This window comes from Streptococcus sp. k-378 (genome assembly GCF_013277505.1).
GTDB classification, from domain to species: domain Bacteria; phylum Bacillota; class Bacilli; order Lactobacillales; family Streptococcaceae; genus Streptococcus; species Streptococcus pseudopneumoniae.
The window spans coordinates 50,366-66,838 of the sequence record NZ_VMNC01000054.1 but is presented as its reverse complement, the minus strand read 5'-3'; the positions used below and the strand labels follow the sequence as shown (position 1 = coordinate 66,838).

Sequence of the window (16,473 nt, the reverse complement as noted above, 5' to 3'; positions counted from 1 at the left end):
ACGAAGTCAGTAACCATACATACGGCAAGACGACGTTGACGCGGTTTGAAGAGATTTTCGAAGAGTATTAAATAGAGGCTTCCTCCATCTTCTCACGTCCTAGTTCCCGGTAACTACGGTCGCCGACAACTTCTACGCTAAACTGGCCGTCCTCATATTCAAGGATCGTCACGCTACCATTATCGAGACCATGCGGATGCATACCATTGATCAGATAAACAATGGTTCCAATGGTCATTCCGTGGCTGACAACGAGGGCATTGCCCCCACCTTGTTCTTCCATTTCCTTGGCAATTGCTTCAAAACCTTCCTTGATTCGGCCACTGAGTTTTTCCCAGCCTTCAGCCCAACCAGCTGTATCGACCTCTACCAAACCCTCAGCCAGTTCAGCATAAGACAATTGGTGAACGTGGTCCACATTAAAGATACGAGGAATAATGCCCATGAAAAGATCACCATCATAAGCTCCGTCAAAGCTACCAAAACACCATTCTCTGATCCGCTTGTCCATGCGATAAGGGATTTTTCCCTGCAAACCAAGTTCATCAAGGATAATTCCCATTGTCTGAATGGTGCGACCAGAATCACTGGAATAAGCGCGCTCAAACTGCAAACCAGATTCTCGCAAACCGATTCCTAATTCTTGAATCCCTCGCTCACCTTCAGCTGTTAAGGGAGTATCGCTCCAACCTTGCGCGCGACCAATCGTGTTAAACATGGTCTTGCCATGACGTACCAAATACAATCGTACTTTTACCATTTTCCGTCCTCCGTTTGTTTCTATTATATCATGGATGATAAAACAAAAGCCACCCAGACAGGCGACTTTTGCAGGAGATTATTATGAAAAAGTTTAGGAGTTCTATTAAATAAAGATATTAGATGAAAATCAAATTCAAACTAAATCAGAGTTATCTGTTTCAAATAATATTAGGAGGCCTTTATTTAATGATTATAGTATACACAGCTAACCTTAAATAGAGCTTAAAAAATTATACCCATTCACCTTTTTCATTTACTTTATAGCCGTTAATGGTCATATTTTTTGCCAATTTCCCATCAGCTAACAAGTAATACCACTTATCTCCGTCTTTAATCCATTGATTACGAGCGTACTTACCATCTTGGTTCAGATAATACCAACTATCATACTGAGAATCAAATACCCACTCACTCTTAGCCATGTAACCGCCACGTTTTAGGTAGTATTCTCCCTGCCAAGCTTTCTCCACATAACTACCAGTTGAATCTACATAAAACCAGCTCTTATAGTCTTCATCATAAATCCATTCACTTGCAGCCATTGAAGCATCTGATTTTAGATAATAACGGCCTACCCAACGGTTTCTTACAAGATTGCCAGAAAGGTCATTATAGTACCATTTGCCAGACTCTTTAAACCACTTACTTGCTTGATGATTTTTCTTAGTCTCTCCATTAGAGGTAATAATAGCTTGAGATGAAGTTGAAACTGAGGATGAAGTTCCAGTAGAAACTGCTTGAATAGCCTCTTCTTTTGTCACCTTAGGCTTAGCTTTTCCTTGGTAAACATCTTCGATACGCTTAGTAAAGACAGATAACTCTTCAGGGGATAACATGTGTCTTACAGTCTCTTCCTTATATACAAGACCTGCTTCTTTCCTGATTTTGTGTATCCCCTCTTCAACTATATCATCAATCTTACTAAACATAGAAACTTTATCTGCTTTTGAAAGTGTATCATCATTACTAATGGCTGTCTTCTCCATGAAAGCAACAGCATTAATTTCTCGGATATTCTTTTCTTTAGGTACTGTAGAAATCGGATAATGATTGTTAGATAAAAATAGAGAAACTTTCTTAAGATATGTGTTTAAATTATCTTGATTATTAGATAAAGTTAAATACTTATCATTATCTTCATTAAAACCAGATTGAGGAAAAACAGGTGCATAGTAGCTTGAAACTCTAGCTAACATTTCTTTTTTCTCTAATTCTGTATAGTGAGAATCATTATTTACTTGAGAAATTACAAGATTCTTTTTCTTTAATATAGCAAGTTTAGCAACAGCATGCTTCATTCTATAGGCAAAATGATTACCTTTTTCTCCATCGCCATTAATGTAGCTTAATTGCGATTTTTTAAAATCTGATAAAATCTTTGATAACTCTTTCAAAGGAATTTTTCTTTCTAAACTATACTTCCTTATATATTCTAACTCTCCCATGAAATCTTGTAACCTATAATTAAGTTCTTCTCTTAATTTATCTCTAATAGAGCTTACATCACTCTTGGAAAAAGAAACTGTATCCCAGTCTCCTTGATCAACCTGTTCAAAGATATTTTGTTTAATCAAATCAATTAAAAATTGCTTCGTTTCCTCAATTTTTTTATTAACCTCTTCTGGACTCACACTAGTGGTAGTTTCATGGCTTTCTTCCTGCGCATAAACTACTTGACTGGCGAAAGTTGGGACTAGTAAAGTCGACAGTCCTAAAGCTACTAAAGCATGTTTCATTTCTTTTTTCATCATTTTCTCCTATTTTCTTAATTTTTAAAACTATGAATTGGTGCTGGGATTTGTCCACCGCGAGAGATAAAATCAACAGACGAAGCTCCATTGACTTTCATTACTGGAGCTGTACCAAGAAGACCACCAAACTCAATCATATCGCCTTCTTTTCCTTTGGGAATGATACGTACAGCTGTTATTTTCATGTTAATGACACCAATTGCAGCCTCATCCGCAATCATAGCCGCAATGGTTTCAGCAGGTGTATCTTCTGGGATGGCAATCATATCCAAACCAACAGAACAGATAGCCGTCATGGCCTCCAGTTTTTCTAAATTAAGAGAGCCATTTTGCACTGCCGCAATCATACCCTCATCCTCAGAAACAGGGATAAAGGCACCAGACAAACCACCAACTTGGTTGCAGGCCATCACTCCACCCTTCTTAACTTGGTCATTCAAGAGAGCCAAGGCAGCCGTCGTTCCGTGCGTACCAACTGTTTCTAGCCCCATTTCTTCAAGGACACGTGCAACAGAATCTCCAACCGCAGGAGTTGGCGCCAAACTCAAGTCTACAATACCAAACTCCACACCTAGTCTCTCACTGGCCATTTGACCAACCAATTGACCGATACGAGTGATTTTAAAGGCAGTTTTCTTAACTGTTTCGGCTACTACATCAAAGCTCTGTCCACGAACTTTTTCCAAGGCACGTTTCACCACACCAGGACCAGAAACTCCGACATTGATGATAACATCTGCCTCCCCAACACCATGAAAGGCACCCGCCATAAATGGATTGTCCTCAACAGCATTAGCAAATACAACCAACTTGGCCGCTCCCATATCAGATAGAGTTGCCGTTTCCTTGATAACACGTCCCATATCTGCGACAGCCGTCATATTGATACCAGACTTGGTTGAGCCAATATTGACTGACGAGCATACCTTGTCCGTTTCAGCCAAAGCACGAGGAATAGAATTGATGAGAATCTCATCTCCCTTTTGATAACCTTTTTGTACCAAGGCAGAAAAACCACCAATAAAATCCACTCCAATCTCTTTCGCAGCCTTATCAAGCGCTTTTGCCAAAACCACGTAGTCCGTCGCATCTGTCGCTGCCCCAATCAGAGAAATGGGAGTCACCGATACACGCTTATTAACGATTGGAATTCCCAACTCAGCTGCAATTTCATCCCCAACAGCCACTAAATTAGCCGCCTTGGTCGTAATCTTTCGATAAATTTTCTCCGCAGCACGATTGATATCTGGATCGATACAGTCCAAAAGGGAAATCCCCATGGTAATGGTTCTAATATCGAAGTTTTGCTCCTCAATCATGGCGATGGTTTCAGTAACTTGTCTAATATCCATGTGCACCTCCTAGATATTATACATAGCTTCGAAAATCGCTGCACTCTGAATATTGATTTTCACATTCAAAATTTGCCCAAAAGCTTCAAATTCATTACGAAGATAAGTAAAATCCTGCTTTTCATCACTAGAGACGACAGCCATCATCGTGAAATATTCATCCAAGACAGTTTGAGAGATATCGTCAATATTCAAACCCAATTCTGCAATTTTACCAGAAACACCTGCCACAATTCCAGATTTATCTTTACCAACAACAGTTATAATCGCTTTCATAAGCAAACTCCAATTCTTCTTTTAATAGGAAACCTGAACATTAAACAGGATTCTTTTCAAATAGTATAGCATAATTCTAACTAAAATACTCAAAAACGCCTGCTTACGAAGTTGTTCTTAAGCAAAAAACAATTTCGTAAACAAGCGTCTACTATCCCAACTTATGATGAGTGTTCCCGCTAGGACCGAAATCCTAGCGGTAGACCAGAGCTAGACTAAGAGCACAAGACTCCATCATCATAACACTCAACAAAATTGATGATTTTATACTAATTCGATAATCGCCATTGGTGCTGCATCACCACGACGTGGTTCAGTTTTAAGGATACGAGTGTATCCACCGTTACGTTCAGCATAACGAGGTGCGATTTCTGAGAACAATTTTTGAAGTGCTGTAGTAGAAGTGTACTTGTCAGTTGCTTCATCATAGTTTTCAGATGCGATTTCATTACGTACGAAAGCAGCTGCTTGACGACGTGCATGCAAATCACCACGTTTACCTAGAGTAATCATTTTTTCAACAGTTTTACGGATTTCTTTAGCACGAGCTTCAGTTGTCACGATTGATTCGTTGATCAAAAGGTCAGTTGTCAAATCGCGAAGCATTGCTTTACGTTGTGAGCTAGTGCGTCCTAGTTTACGGTAAGCCATGTATTCCTCCTTTATTTATCTTTTAATCCAAGACCCAAATCAATGAGTTTGAGTTTCACTTCTTCCAAACTCTTGCGTCCAAGATTTCGTACTTTCATCATCTCTGCTTCAGATTTTTCTGTCAAATCATGCACAGTATTGATACCGGCACGTTTCAAACAGTTGTATGAACGCACAGACAAGTCCAGTTCCTCAATCGTACGATCCAAAATACGATCGTCAGATTCAGTATCAGCTTCTTTCATCACTTCAGTTGACTTAGCAATCTCAGTAAGATTTGTAAACAAATCAAGATGTTCTGTCAAAATACGTGCTGAAAGCCCTAAAGCATCTTCTGGAATAATTGTTCCATTTGTCAAGATTTCAAGGGTTAGTTTGTCAAATCCATCATTGCTACCTACACGAGCAGGTTCCACTTGATAGTTGACTTTTGTAACTGGTGTATAAATAGAATCTACAGCAAGTGTTCCAACTGGTGCATTATCTTTTTTATTTTCATCAGCAGGTACATATCCACGACCACTGTTAACAGTCATAGTCGCTTTTAGAGAAGAACCTTCACCGATTGTAAAGAGATAATGATCTGGATTTACAATTTCAATATCGCTATCTGTCAAAATGTCACCAGCTGTTACTTCAGCAGGGCCTTCAACATCTAGTTCGATGATTTTTTCGTCTTCAACGTACGATTTCACTGCAATTCCTTTAATGTTCAGAATGATTTGCATCACGTCTTCACGAACACCTGGAACTGTGTCAAACTCATGTAACACACCATCAATATTGATAGATGTCACAGCTGCTCCTGGTAGAGAAGCTAGAAGTACACGACGAAGAGAGTTACCAAGAGTTGTACCGTAGCCACGTTCAAGTGGTTCGATTACAAACTTGCCATAATCTTTATTTTCATCAATTTTTGTTATATTTGGTTTTTCAAACTCGATCATTTAGTTACTCCCTCTTAAACGAAAAGCAGTGTAATGCGATGATTATACACGGCGACGTTTTGGAGGACGAGCACCATTGTGTGGCACTGGAGTCACATCACGAATTGCTGTTACTTCAAGACCAGCGGCAGCAAGCGCACGAATAGCTGACTCACGACCAGAACCTGGACCTTTTACAGTAACTTCAACTGATTTAAGACCGTGTTCTTGTGCAGATTTAGCAGCAGCTTCAGAAGCCATTTGAGCAGCGAATGGTGTAGATTTACGAGAACCTTTGAAACCAAGAGCACCAGCTGATGACCAAGCAATTGCATTACCATGCACATCAGTAATCATAACAATAGTGTTATTAAATGTAGCGTGAATATGAGCAATACCAGATTCGATATTCTTTTTCACACGACGTTTACGTGTTGGTTTAGCCAAGACTTTTACCTCCTATATTATTTTTTCTTACCAGCAATCGCAACAGCTTTACCTTTACGAGTGCGAGCGTTGTTTTTAGTGTTTTGTCCACGGACAGGAAGTCCACGACGGTGACGGATACCACGGTATGAACCGATTTCCATCAAACGTTTGATGTTCAAGTTTACTTCACGACGAAGGTCACCTTCAACTTTGATTGCATCCACTTCACGACGGATAGCATCTTCTTGATCTGATGTAAGATCACGTACACGAACATCTTCTGAGATTCCAGCAGCAGCCAAAATTTTCTTAGATGTTGCAAGTCCGATACCATAAACATAAGTCAATGAGATTACTACGCGTTTGTCATTTGGAATGTCAACTCCAGCAATACGAGCCATGTTTTCTCCTTTCTATCTTATCCTTGACGTTGTTTGTGTTTTGGATTTGCTGGGCAAATTACCATAACACGACCATTACGACGAATAACTTTACAGTATTCGCAAATTGGTTTGACCGATGGTCTTACTTTCATTTCTTATCCCTCCAAGTTTTTCGATTATTTAAAGCGGTAAGTGATACGTCCACGTGTCAAGTCATATGGACTCATTTCGACAGTAACACGATCTCCCGCTAAAATACGAATATAGTTTTTACGAATTTTACCAGAAACTGTTGCTAAAATCTGATGTCCATTTTCAAGTTCAACCGTAAACATTGCATTCGGCATTGTATCAACTACTTTGCCTTCAACTTCAATCACATCGTCTTTTGCCACGCAAAAGCACCTCCATAAATTTCGATTCGATGCCTCTAGACACAGAGACAACAATTATAAGTCAGACTATCTCAGTATAACATTTGTAGCGGATTTTTGCAAGTGTGAAAAACGCTTTATTTCAAATTTGTCAATACTTTTTCGATATCTGAGAAGACATCGTTAATATCTTGATTACCTTCGATGTCATGAACCAAACCTTTGGCACGGTAGTGAGCAATGATTGGTTCTCCTTGTGCAATATTCACATCCAAACGACGTTTGACTGTCTCAGGCTTATCATCTTCACGTTGGTAGTAATCTTCTTCTTTATAGTCAACTGGTGGGTTAAAGACCTTGTGGAAAGTTTCCCCAGTTACGCGGTGGATGATACGACCACTCAAACGTTCTAAGAGGCTATCTGGATTTACTTCAATGTTGATGACACCTTCTAGTTCAATGCCAAGTTCAGCCAATGTTTTGTCCAAGGCATGAGCTTGTTCGATTGTACGTGGGTAACCATCCAATAAGAATCCTGTTTCTTTAATATCATCTTGTGAAAGACGTTCTTTTACGATTCCATTTGTAACTTCATCAGGAACCAATTCACCCTTGTCAATGTATGACTTAGCAAGAACACCCATTTCAGTTTGATTTGCTATTGCAGCGCGGAACATATCACCTGTTGAGATATGTGCAACATGGAATTGTTCTACGATTTTTGCTGCTTGAGTTCCCTTACCTGCACCAGGTAAGCCCATAATCAAAAGATTCATGATCTGATCTCCTTATTTTATTTTCAAATAGAAGCAAAAATTCTTTTCACCCCTATTTAAAAACAAAATAGAAGAGGGGAGACCAAACTCTCACAAATGTTAGAGTTTAAACCTCCACTCCCTCAGCATTTACTGCTTCATACTCAATGAAAATCAAAGAGCAAACTAGGAAGCTAGCCGCAAGTTGCTCAAAGCACTGCTTTGAGGTTGCAGATAAAGCTGACGTGGTTTGAAGAGATTTTCGAAGAGTATCAGTAAATACTTTTATTCTGTTCTATCCATGAAACCAACATACTTACGTTTCAATAGGTAACCTTCCAATTGTTTGATTCCTTCGATACCTGTAGAGATAATGATCAAGAGACTTGTTCCCCCAAAGGCAACAACATCAGAAAGACCAAATATATCTTTAGCTGCAATCGGCAAAATGGAAATCACACCAAGGAAGAGGGAACCAACCGTTGCAAGACGACGAAGAAGTTTAGACATATATTCTTCTGTACCTTTACCAGGACGAACTCCATGGATATAGGCACCGCTCTTTTGTAGGTTCTCTGCCGCTTTTTCAGGATTAATCTGTACAAACGTATAGAAGAATGTAAAGAGAATAATCAACAAAGCATACATGGCAATACCAGTTGGAGAAGTGGTTGCCAACATCTCTTGTGCTACCCTTACCCAAGCCCAATCATGACCTGTAGCGCTCAAAAACTGAAGAATCGCCGCAGGCGCTGCAGTAATGGAACTGGCAAAGATAACAGGAATAACTCCAGCAGGGTTTACCTTCAATGGAAGGTAAGAGCTGGATGGAGCACCTTGTGCAACCTTAGTATATTGGATTGGAATTTTGTATTCTGCTTGTTGAACATAAGTTGTAAAGTAAATGATCAACAATACAGTAATAATCAAAATGATTACGAAAATGATAGATGAAGTGATACGGCTACTTGGGACGTTCACAAAGTAGTCCACATAGATACCCTGAATCATCTCTGGAATTGAGGCAACAATCCCGGCAAAGATAATCATAGAAACACCATTTCCGTATCCCTTATCTGTAATTTGCTCTCCCAACCAAGTTACAATCATACTACCAGCTGTTAAGATGATACCAATCGTCAGAAAAACTTGGGGAGTTAAAGCAGTTTTAATCAATTGAGCTCCAGCCAAGGTATTAAAACCAGCTGTAATCCCGATAGATTGCACAAAGGCTAGACCAAGGGCAATATAACGAGTAGCTTGGTTCAATTTTCTTCGACCTACTTCCCCTTGTTTTCCCCACTCTACAAATTTCGGTAAAATATCCATTTGTAAGAGTTGGACAACGATAGAAGCAGTAATATAGGGACTAACTCCTAGGGCAAAAATCGAAAAGTTTTTTAGGGCATTCCCCGACACCAAGCTCAACATGTTTAAGAAGGATAATCCACTTAAAGCATTCAAGCTATTGGCATTCACACCAGGAACTGTAATGCTAGTTCCGATACGAAAGACCAAAACGATAAAAATTGTAAATAAAATTTTTGATCGAACCTGCTTGACTTTAAGAGCTTCTCTTAATAATTTAAAAAACATAGGTCACCTCTCTTAGATGACTTCTACTGAACCACCTTTAGCAGTGATAGCTTCTTCAGCTGATTTAGAGAATTTAGCTGCTTTCACAGTCAATTTCTTAATCAACTCACCGTTACCAAGAATTTTAATACCTGACTTTTCAGCTTTAACAATTCCTGCTTCGATAAGAACAACTGGAGTTACTTCAGCACCATCTTCAAAGACGTTCAATTGGTCAAGGTTCACAATTGCGTATTCTTTAGCGTTGATGTTAGTGAATCCACGTTTTGGAAGACGACGGAACAATGGAGTTTGTCCACCTTCAAAACCAAGGCGAACTCCGCCACCGCTACGAGCTTTTTGACCTTTTTGACCACGACCAGATGTTTTACCGTTACCTGATGAAGTACCACGACCAACGCGGTTACGTACTTTACGAGAACCTTCTGCAGGTTTCAATTCATGAAGTTTCATTTTTATTTTCTCCTCTTTTGTAAAATGCTAGCGCCGATAAGGGAGAAAAGGTTGTCTCCCCCATCAACTCGCCTATACGACGTCATCCTAGATGACTATATCTAGTTTTAGGGGATGGTATAGTGCACATCCCCTAAAAATTCATTAGTTTACTTCTTCAACTGTTACCAAGTGAGATACTGCAGTGATCATACCACGGATAGCAGCGTTATCTTCTTTAATAACAGAGCTGTTCAATTTGCCAAGTCCAAGTGCTACAACAGTTTTACGTTGTGATGGAATGCGTCCGATTGGAGACTTAGTCAAAGTAATTTTAATTTGAGCCATTTTATCCCCTTTCTTATGCCAAATCAGAAACTGAAATACCACGAAGGGCAGCAACTTCTTCAGCGCGTTTCAATTGTTTCAAACCTTCAACAGTTGCACGAACAATGTTGATTGGAGTGTTAGAACCAAGTGATTTAGATGTAATATCTGCCACACCTGCCAATTCCACAACGGCACGAACTGCACCACCAGCGGCAACTCCAGAACCTTCTACAGCAGGTTTCAACAATACTTTAGCTCCACCGAATTCTGAAAGAACTTCGTGTGGGATTGTTGTTCCAACCATAGGAACTTCGATCAAGTTTTTCTTAGCATCATCTACTGCTTTACGGATTGCTTCTGGAACTTCTTGAGCTTTACCAGTACCAAATCCTACGCGACCGTTGTGGTCACCAACAACAACAAGAGCTGCGAAACGAAGACGACGTCCACCTTTAACAACTTTTGTAACACGATTGACAGCAACTACGCGTTCTTCTAATTCAACTGCATTGTCTTTAAATGCCATTTTCTAGTGTCCTCCTATTAGAATTTCAATCCGTTTTCACGAGCTGCATCAGCCAAAGCTTTCACACGTCCGTGATATAGATATCCACCGCGGTCGAACACCACTTCTGAAATACCTTTAGCGTTTGCACGTTCTGCAACGAGTTTACCGACAGCAACAGCTTGTTCAGTTTTAGTTCCTTTTGAAACTTCTTTGTCAAGAGTTGAAGCACTTGCGAGCGTTACACCCGCTACGTCATCAATCACTTGAGCGTAGATGCCTGTATTAGAACGGAATACGTTCAAACGTGGGCGATCAGCAGTTCCAGAGAGTTTTCCGCGAACGCGACGGTGGCGTTTTTGGCGGAGTTTGTTTTTATCTGGTTTTGAAATCACAGTTTTCACCTCTTTAGTTTTAAATCGTGTGCTATGCACAAAGTTGGAAAATAGGTTGGTGGTTGAGAATCAACCACTCAACATTATTTACCTGTTTTACCTTCTTTACGGCGAACGAATTCACCAACGTAACGGATACCTTTACCTTTATATGGTTCTGGTGAACGAAGGCTACGTACGTAAGCAGCTGTTTGTCCAACTACTTCTTTTGAAATTCCGCTAACAACGATTGTTGTTGGGTTTGGAAGTTCAAAAGTAATTCCTTCTGGAGCTTCAACTTCGTCTGGGTGAGATTTACCAACAGCCAAAACAAGTTTAGATCCTTGAAGTTGTGCACGGTAACCAACCCCACGCATTTCAAGTTCTTTCTTGAATCCTTCTGATACACCAACAACCATGTTGTTCAAAAGGGCACGAGTAGTTCCGTGGATAGTTTTCATTTCTTTTGAATCGTTTGGACGGTGAAGGGTTACTTCAGTACCTTCCACACGGATTTCAATATCTTTTGAGAACTCACGAGTAAGTTCTCCTTTAGGTCCTTTTACAGTTACAAGGTTGTCATTGTTAGTGAGTTCAACACCAGCAGGCAACACGATAACTTTATTACCAATACGTGACATGTTTATTTTCTCCTGTTAAATTGTCAGGCCAGAACGGCCAGTTTTCACGGGGTTCAGATACTTATTTAGTTCAAGAGCTGAACTGAACACGCTCTAACGAGCTTTGTATCTTGATTTGAGTTCGAGCTAAGAATTTGGTGAAAAAGATAAGTTTGTCTTGGAGCATCGCTCCTGCTACAAACTTCCTATTTTCACTGCATTCTTTTAACGCTCTCACATCATCAATTACCAAACGTAAGCGATAACCTCGCCACCAACATTCTTTTGGCGTGCTTCTTTATCAGTAAGCAAACCTTCAGAAGTTGAAAGGATAGCAATTCCAAGTCCGTTAAGAACTTTTGGAAGGTCTTCACGTTTTTTGTAGACACGAAGTCCTGGTTTAGAAATACGTTTCAAGTTAGTGATAACTTTTTCACCGTTTGGTCCGTATTTAAGAAATACACGGATGATGCCTTGTTTGTCATCTTCGATGATTTCAACGTTTTTTACAAAACCTTCGCGTTTAAGGATTTCAGCAATCCCTTTTTTGATGTTTGATGCAGGTACTTCAAGTACTTCGTGTTTAGCTTGGTTAGCGTTACGAATACGAGTTAGGAAGTCTGCGATTGGGTCAGTCATAACCATTTTGTTTTTCTCCTCTTACTAGTAGTTTGCAAGTTGCACTTGCTAGTTAATACATGATACAAAGAGCGTAACAGCAAGAGCAAAAATAGGCAATTTGATGCAGGAGCGATGCTCCAAAGAAAATTGGTCTTTTTTTGCCAAAGCTGTAGCTCGTGTTCAAATTGGCTAGCCCAACTGAACCCGGGCTAAACTCTGTGTGAAAAAGATAAACTTTCCTAGAAACCTCAGTTTCTTCGTCAAGTTTCCTATTTTCACTTAGAGTTTTGACGCCCTTGATATCTTAAATTACCAAGATGCTTTTGTTACACCAGGAATTTGACCTTTATGCGCAAGTTCGCGAAAAGCGATACGACTCAGACCAAATTTGCGGTAAACTGAATGTGGGCGCCCCGTAACTCTACAACGATTATGTAAACGAGTCGGTGAGGCGTTGCGAGGTAATTTAGATAAACCTTCATAGTCCCCTGCTGCCTTTAATGCAGCACGTTTTTCAGCATAACGGTCAACAATTTTTTGGCGTTTAGCCTCTCTAGCTACCATTGATTTTTTAGCCATTAGATTTACCTCCTATATTATTTTGCAAAAGGCATTCCAAGGCCTGTAAGCAATGCACGTGACTCTTCGTCAGTGTTAGCAGTTGTTACGATAACAATGTCAAGACCACGAGTTTTGTCAACGTCATCGAAGTTGATTTCTGGGAAAATCAATTGTTCTTTCACACCAAGTGTATAGTTTCCGCGTCCATCAAATGATTTTGTTGGAACACCGTGGAAGTCACGTACACGTGGAAGTGAAACTGAAACCAATTTATCCAAGAATTCGTACATCCGTTCACCACGAAGGGTAACTTTTGCACCGATCGCAACACCTTCACGAAGACGGAAGCCGGCGATTGATTTTTTAGCTTTAGTGATAAGTGGTTTTTGACCTGAGATAAGTGCCAATTCTTCAGCAGCTTTTTCAAGGCTTTTAGCGTTTGATACAGCTTCACCAACACCCATGTTCAAAACGATCTTATCTACTTTAGGCACAGCCATCACTGATGAGTAGTTGAATTGTTCTGTCAAAGCAGGAACTACTTCATTAAGATATTTTTCTTTTAAACGATTTGCCATTATACTTCTCCTTTCCTTCGTGATTAATCAAGCACTTCGCCTGATTTTTTGTTGTAGCGAACTTTTTTACCGTCTACAAATTTGTAACCAACACGACCAGCTACACCATTTTTGTCCAAAACTTGAACGTTTGATACATGGATAGCTGCTTCTTTCTCGATGATACCACCTTGAGGAAGCTCGTTAGTTGGACGTTGGTGTTTCTTAACGATGTTAACACCTTCAACGATAACTTTGTTTACTTTTGGAAGGGCAGTAAGGACAACAGCTTCTGTTCCCTTATCTTTACCAGCGATTACGCGAACTTTGTCGCCTTTTTTTACAAACATTAGGTTTCTCCTTGATTTTTCTTACGCCCATAAGGGCACCCTAGCTTGAAGCTAGGGGACTAGTTTGTTTGTTTTTGCTCTTCGAAAATCAAAGCAATCCTTCGTCAGTTTCAACTCACTTAACTTAAGTTATGCTTTCGTTTTACTTCCTAGACTTGTTTTAATTTTCTTTGAGCAACCAATTAAAGTACTTCTGGAGCAAGTGACACGATCTTCATGAAGCCACCTTCACGCAATTCACGTGCAACTGGGCCAAAGATACGTGTTCCGCGAGGAGTTTTGTCTTCACGGATGATAACTGCTGCGTTTTCGTCAAATTTGATGTATGAACCATCAGCACGACGAGCACCTGATTTAGTACGAACGATAACTGCTTTAACAACGTCACCTTTTTTAACCGCACCACCAGGAGTAGCTTGTTTTACAGATGCCACGATAACATCACCGATGTTTGCAAATTTACGTCCTGAACCACCAAGAACTTTGATAGTCAAGATTTCGCGAGCACCGCTGTTGTCTGCGACTTTCAAACGAGTTTCTGTTTGAATCATTTCAGTTTTCTCCTTTCAGGTTTGATTAGATGATGACCGCTTCTTCAACAACTTCTACAAGACGGAAACGTTTTGTAGCTGAAAGCGGACGAGTTTCCATGATACGTACGATATCGCCTTCTTTGGCAACATTGTTTTCATCATGAGCTTTGTATTTTTTAGAGTAGTTAATACGTTTACCATAGACTGGGTGGTTACGTTTTGTTTCAACTACAACTGTGATTGTCTTGTCCATTTTATCAGATACAACACGTCCAACAAGAACTTTACGATTATTGCGTTCCATTGAAATTTCTCCTTCCCTAGTCTATTATTTCGCTTCAGATTGAACTGTTTTGATACGAGCGATTTGTTTTTTAACTTCTTTCAAGCGAGCTGTTTGTTCCAATTGACCAGTAGCAGCTTGGAAACGAAGTTCAAACAATTCTTTTTTCAATTCGTTTTCGCGCTTCGCGAGTTCTTCTTGAGAAAGACCACGAAGTTCTTTAACAAATTCTTTTACTTCATTAAGTTTCATGCCTTCTCCTTATTCTGCTTCACGTTTTACGAATTTACATTTAACTGGCAATTTGTGGCTAGCAAGACGAAGCGCTTCGCGAGCGATCTCTTCAGATACACCAGCGATTTCGAACATCACTTTACCACGTTTAACTGGTGCTACCCAACCTTCAGGTGCCCCTTTACCAGATCCCATACGCACACCGATAGCTTTAGCAGTGTATGATTTGTGTGGGAAGATTTTAATCCAAACTTTACCACCACGTTTCATGTAACGAGTCATGGCGATACGAGCAGCTTCGATTTGGCGGTTAGTGATCCAGTGGCTAGTTGTAGCTTGAAGACCGTATTCACCGAATGCTACTTCTTTTCCACCTTTTGCTTCACCGCGCATTTTTCCACGGAATTCACGACGGTGTTTAACACGTTTAGGTACTAACATTGGTTATTTACCTCCTTTAGTGTTTTTGCGAGCTGGAAGAACTTCACCACGGTAGATCCATACTTTAACACCAAGTTTACCGTATGTAGTATCTGCTTCTTCCCAAGCGTAATCGATATCTGCACGAAGTGTGTGAAGTGGAACAGTTCCTTCAGAATATCCTTCAGCACGGGCGATATCTGCACCGTTCAAACGACCTGATACTTGAGTTTTGATTCCTTTAGCTCCAGCACGCATTGCACGTTGGATTGCTTGTTTTTGCGCACGACGGAAAGCAACACGTTGCTCCAATTGACGAGCAATTCCTTCACCTACAAGGTGAGCATCCAAATCAGGTTGTTTGATTTCGATGATGTTGATGTGTACTTGTTTTCCAGTCAATTTGTTAAGTTTTGCACGGAGTGCATCAACGTTAGCACCACCTTTACCGATAACCATACCTGGTTTAGCAGTGTGAAGTGAAACGTTAACTTTGTTTACTGCGCGTTCGATTTCGATAGTTGAAACTGCTGCGTCAGCAAGTTCTTTTTGAACGAATTTACGGATTGCAAGATCTTCATGAAGGTAATCCGCGTATTCTTTTTCAGCATACCATTTGGCATCCCAATCACGGATGATGCCGACACGCATACCAATTGGATGTACTTTTTGACCCACGATTTTACCTCCTTATTTTTCTGCAACAGCTACAGTGATGTGAGCTGTACGTTTGTTGATTGGTGAAGCTGAACCTTTCGCACGTGGACGGAAACGTTTCATAGTTGGTCCTTCGTTTGCGAATGCTTCAGATACTACCAAGTTAGCTTTATCCAAACCAAAGTTGTTTTCAGCGTTAGCTACAGCTGAGTTCAAAACTTTCAAGATGATTTCAGCAGCTTTGTTTGGAGTGAATGTCAAGATTGCGATTGCATCGGCTACGCTTTTACCACGGATGTTATCAAGAACAAGACGTGATTTACGAGGTGAAACACGTACTGTACGAGCCATTGCTTTAGCTGAAGTAATTTCTGCCATTTATGTTCTCCTTATTTTCTACGTGTTTTCTTGTCGTCTGCAGCGTGACCTTTGTAAGTACGAGTTGGTGCAAATTCACCAAGTTTGTGACCTACCATGTCTTCTTGGATATAAACAGGCACGTGTTTACGTCCGTCATAAACTGCGATAGTGTAACCAATGAAACTTGGGAAGATCGTTGAACGACGTGACCAAGTTTTAATAACTTTTTTCTTTTCGTCGTTAGCTTGAGCTTCAACTTTTTTCATCAAATGCTCATCGACGAAAGGTCCTTTTTTAAGACTGCGTCCCATTTTTATATTTTCTCCTTTAAATGTTGTACCACAGCGGCTTGCGCTCACATGGAGCGCTACCGAGCTGGCG

Annotated in this window: 28 protein-coding genes; all 28 read right to left on the bottom strand. The window is 40.2% G+C overall.

Annotated elements, in window-relative coordinates:
- Positions 1-67: 67 nt before the first annotated feature.
- The 28 genes from HT719_RS06910 to rpsS all read right to left on the bottom strand — a co-directional run bounded on the left by HT719_RS06910 (position 68) and on the right by rpsS (position 16,403).
- The gene (locus HT719_RS06910; protein ID WP_000241548.1) at positions 68-760 is read right to left on the bottom strand and encodes a histidine phosphatase family protein; all 693 of its coding nucleotides are present in this window, start codon (positions 758-760) and stop codon (positions 68-70) included.
- A 232-nt stretch (positions 761-992) separates the two neighbouring features.
- The gene (locus HT719_RS06905; protein ID WP_172928661.1) at positions 993-2,510 is read right to left on the bottom strand and encodes an N-acetylmuramoyl-L-alanine amidase family protein; all 1,518 of its coding nucleotides are present in this window, start codon (positions 2,508-2,510) and stop codon (positions 993-995) included.
- 17 nt (positions 2,511-2,527) lie between these two features.
- Positions 2,528-3,865 carry a PFL family protein gene (locus HT719_RS06900; protein WP_172928658.1) on the bottom strand — a complete coding sequence of 446 codons (1,338 nt, stop codon included), beginning with the start codon at positions 3,863-3,865 and terminating at the stop codon, positions 2,528-2,530.
- 9 nt (positions 3,866-3,874) lie between these two features.
- Complete coding sequence (locus HT719_RS06895) at positions 3,875-4,141, bottom strand: ACT domain-containing protein (protein ID WP_000644123.1); 267 nt, start codon at positions 4,139-4,141, stop codon at positions 3,875-3,877.
- Positions 4,142-4,405: 264 nt separating this feature from the next.
- Positions 4,406-4,792, bottom strand: coding sequence for a 50S ribosomal protein L17 (gene rplQ / locus HT719_RS06890; RefSeq protein WP_000331493.1), 387 nt, complete (start codon positions 4,790-4,792; stop codon positions 4,406-4,408).
- Between the two features lie 11 nt (positions 4,793-4,803).
- A complete protein-coding gene (locus tag HT719_RS06885) occupies positions 4,804-5,739 on the bottom strand; it encodes a DNA-directed RNA polymerase subunit alpha (protein ID WP_000568988.1) in 936 nt (311 codons plus the stop codon).
- Positions 5,740-5,781: 42 nt separating this feature from the next.
- On the bottom strand, positions 5,782-6,165 hold the full coding sequence (gene rpsK, locus HT719_RS06880; RefSeq protein ID WP_001118385.1) for a 30S ribosomal protein S11: 384 nt from the start codon (positions 6,163-6,165) through the stop codon (positions 5,782-5,784).
- Positions 6,166-6,182: 17 nt separating this feature from the next.
- The gene (gene rpsM / locus HT719_RS06875; protein WP_000090781.1) at positions 6,183-6,548 is read right to left on the bottom strand and encodes a 30S ribosomal protein S13; all 366 of its coding nucleotides are present in this window, start codon (positions 6,546-6,548) and stop codon (positions 6,183-6,185) included.
- A gap of 17 nt (positions 6,549-6,565) precedes the next feature.
- The gene (gene rpmJ, locus HT719_RS06870; RefSeq protein ID WP_001808836.1) at positions 6,566-6,682 is read right to left on the bottom strand and encodes a 50S ribosomal protein L36; all 117 of its coding nucleotides are present in this window, start codon (positions 6,680-6,682) and stop codon (positions 6,566-6,568) included.
- 24 nt (positions 6,683-6,706) lie between these two features.
- The gene (infA, locus tag HT719_RS06865) at positions 6,707-6,925 is read right to left on the bottom strand and encodes a translation initiation factor IF-1 (protein ID WP_001029883.1); all 219 of its coding nucleotides are present in this window, start codon (positions 6,923-6,925) and stop codon (positions 6,707-6,709) included.
- Positions 6,926-7,041: 116 nt separating this feature from the next.
- The gene (locus HT719_RS06860) at positions 7,042-7,680 is read right to left on the bottom strand and encodes an adenylate kinase (protein ID WP_023932501.1); all 639 of its coding nucleotides are present in this window, start codon (positions 7,678-7,680) and stop codon (positions 7,042-7,044) included.
- A gap of 264 nt (positions 7,681-7,944) precedes the next feature.
- Positions 7,945-9,255, bottom strand: coding sequence for a preprotein translocase subunit SecY (gene secY / locus HT719_RS06855; protein WP_023939673.1), 1,311 nt, complete (start codon positions 9,253-9,255; stop codon positions 7,945-7,947).
- A 12-nt stretch (positions 9,256-9,267) separates the two neighbouring features.
- Positions 9,268-9,708, bottom strand: a complete 441-nt coding sequence (rplO, locus tag HT719_RS06850; RefSeq protein WP_000766086.1) for a 50S ribosomal protein L15 — start codon at positions 9,706-9,708, stop codon at positions 9,268-9,270.
- A 144-nt stretch (positions 9,709-9,852) separates the two neighbouring features.
- Entirely contained in the window at positions 9,853-10,035 is a 183-nt protein-coding gene (gene rpmD / locus HT719_RS06845) for a 50S ribosomal protein L30 (protein WP_000057241.1), read from the bottom strand.
- Between the two features lie 13 nt (positions 10,036-10,048).
- Positions 10,049-10,543: a 30S ribosomal protein S5 gene (gene rpsE, locus HT719_RS06840; protein WP_000874202.1), complete on the bottom strand. Its 495-nt coding sequence runs from the start codon at positions 10,541-10,543 to the stop codon at positions 10,049-10,051.
- A 17-nt stretch (positions 10,544-10,560) separates the two neighbouring features.
- Positions 10,561-10,917, bottom strand: a complete 357-nt coding sequence (gene rplR, locus HT719_RS06835; RefSeq protein WP_000624044.1) for a 50S ribosomal protein L18 — start codon at positions 10,915-10,917, stop codon at positions 10,561-10,563.
- A gap of 83 nt (positions 10,918-11,000) precedes the next feature.
- Positions 11,001-11,537, bottom strand: coding sequence for a 50S ribosomal protein L6 (gene rplF, locus HT719_RS06830; RefSeq protein ID WP_000086635.1), 537 nt, complete (start codon positions 11,535-11,537; stop codon positions 11,001-11,003).
- A 225-nt stretch (positions 11,538-11,762) separates the two neighbouring features.
- On the bottom strand, positions 11,763-12,161 hold the full coding sequence (rpsH, locus tag HT719_RS06825) for a 30S ribosomal protein S8 (protein ID WP_000245503.1): 399 nt from the start codon (positions 12,159-12,161) through the stop codon (positions 11,763-11,765).
- A gap of 285 nt (positions 12,162-12,446) precedes the next feature.
- Positions 12,447-12,716 (bottom strand): 30S ribosomal protein S14, encoded by a 270-nt coding sequence (gene rpsN, locus HT719_RS06820; protein WP_001085703.1) that lies wholly within the window; start codon positions 12,714-12,716, stop codon positions 12,447-12,449.
- A gap of 17 nt (positions 12,717-12,733) precedes the next feature.
- Positions 12,734-13,276: a 50S ribosomal protein L5 gene (rplE, locus tag HT719_RS06815; protein ID WP_000013542.1), complete on the bottom strand. Its 543-nt coding sequence runs from the start codon at positions 13,274-13,276 to the stop codon at positions 12,734-12,736.
- Between the two features lie 23 nt (positions 13,277-13,299).
- Positions 13,300-13,605: a 50S ribosomal protein L24 gene (rplX, locus tag HT719_RS06810; RefSeq protein WP_000497691.1), complete on the bottom strand. Its 306-nt coding sequence runs from the start codon at positions 13,603-13,605 to the stop codon at positions 13,300-13,302.
- A gap of 182 nt (positions 13,606-13,787) precedes the next feature.
- Positions 13,788-14,156 (bottom strand): 50S ribosomal protein L14, encoded by a 369-nt coding sequence (rplN, locus tag HT719_RS06805; RefSeq protein ID WP_000616545.1) that lies wholly within the window; start codon positions 14,154-14,156, stop codon positions 13,788-13,790.
- A 25-nt stretch (positions 14,157-14,181) separates the two neighbouring features.
- The gene (gene rpsQ / locus HT719_RS06800) at positions 14,182-14,442 is read right to left on the bottom strand and encodes a 30S ribosomal protein S17 (RefSeq protein ID WP_000440801.1); all 261 of its coding nucleotides are present in this window, start codon (positions 14,440-14,442) and stop codon (positions 14,182-14,184) included.
- 24 nt (positions 14,443-14,466) lie between these two features.
- Positions 14,467-14,673: a 50S ribosomal protein L29 gene (rpmC, locus tag HT719_RS06795; protein WP_000772918.1), complete on the bottom strand. Its 207-nt coding sequence runs from the start codon at positions 14,671-14,673 to the stop codon at positions 14,467-14,469.
- A 9-nt stretch (positions 14,674-14,682) separates the two neighbouring features.
- The gene (gene rplP, locus HT719_RS06790) at positions 14,683-15,096 is read right to left on the bottom strand and encodes a 50S ribosomal protein L16 (RefSeq protein ID WP_000960946.1); all 414 of its coding nucleotides are present in this window, start codon (positions 15,094-15,096) and stop codon (positions 14,683-14,685) included.
- Between the two features lie 3 nt (positions 15,097-15,099).
- On the bottom strand, positions 15,100-15,753 hold the full coding sequence (gene rpsC, locus HT719_RS06785; RefSeq protein WP_000529936.1) for a 30S ribosomal protein S3: 654 nt from the start codon (positions 15,751-15,753) through the stop codon (positions 15,100-15,102).
- Positions 15,754-15,765: 12 nt separating this feature from the next.
- Positions 15,766-16,110 (bottom strand): 50S ribosomal protein L22, encoded by a 345-nt coding sequence (gene rplV, locus HT719_RS06780; RefSeq protein ID WP_000818137.1) that lies wholly within the window; start codon positions 16,108-16,110, stop codon positions 15,766-15,768.
- 11 nt (positions 16,111-16,121) lie between these two features.
- Positions 16,122-16,403 carry a 30S ribosomal protein S19 gene (gene rpsS, locus HT719_RS06775; protein ID WP_000533766.1) on the bottom strand — a complete coding sequence of 94 codons (282 nt, stop codon included), beginning with the start codon at positions 16,401-16,403 and terminating at the stop codon, positions 16,122-16,124.
- Between the last annotated feature and the right edge of the window lie 70 nt (positions 16,404-16,473).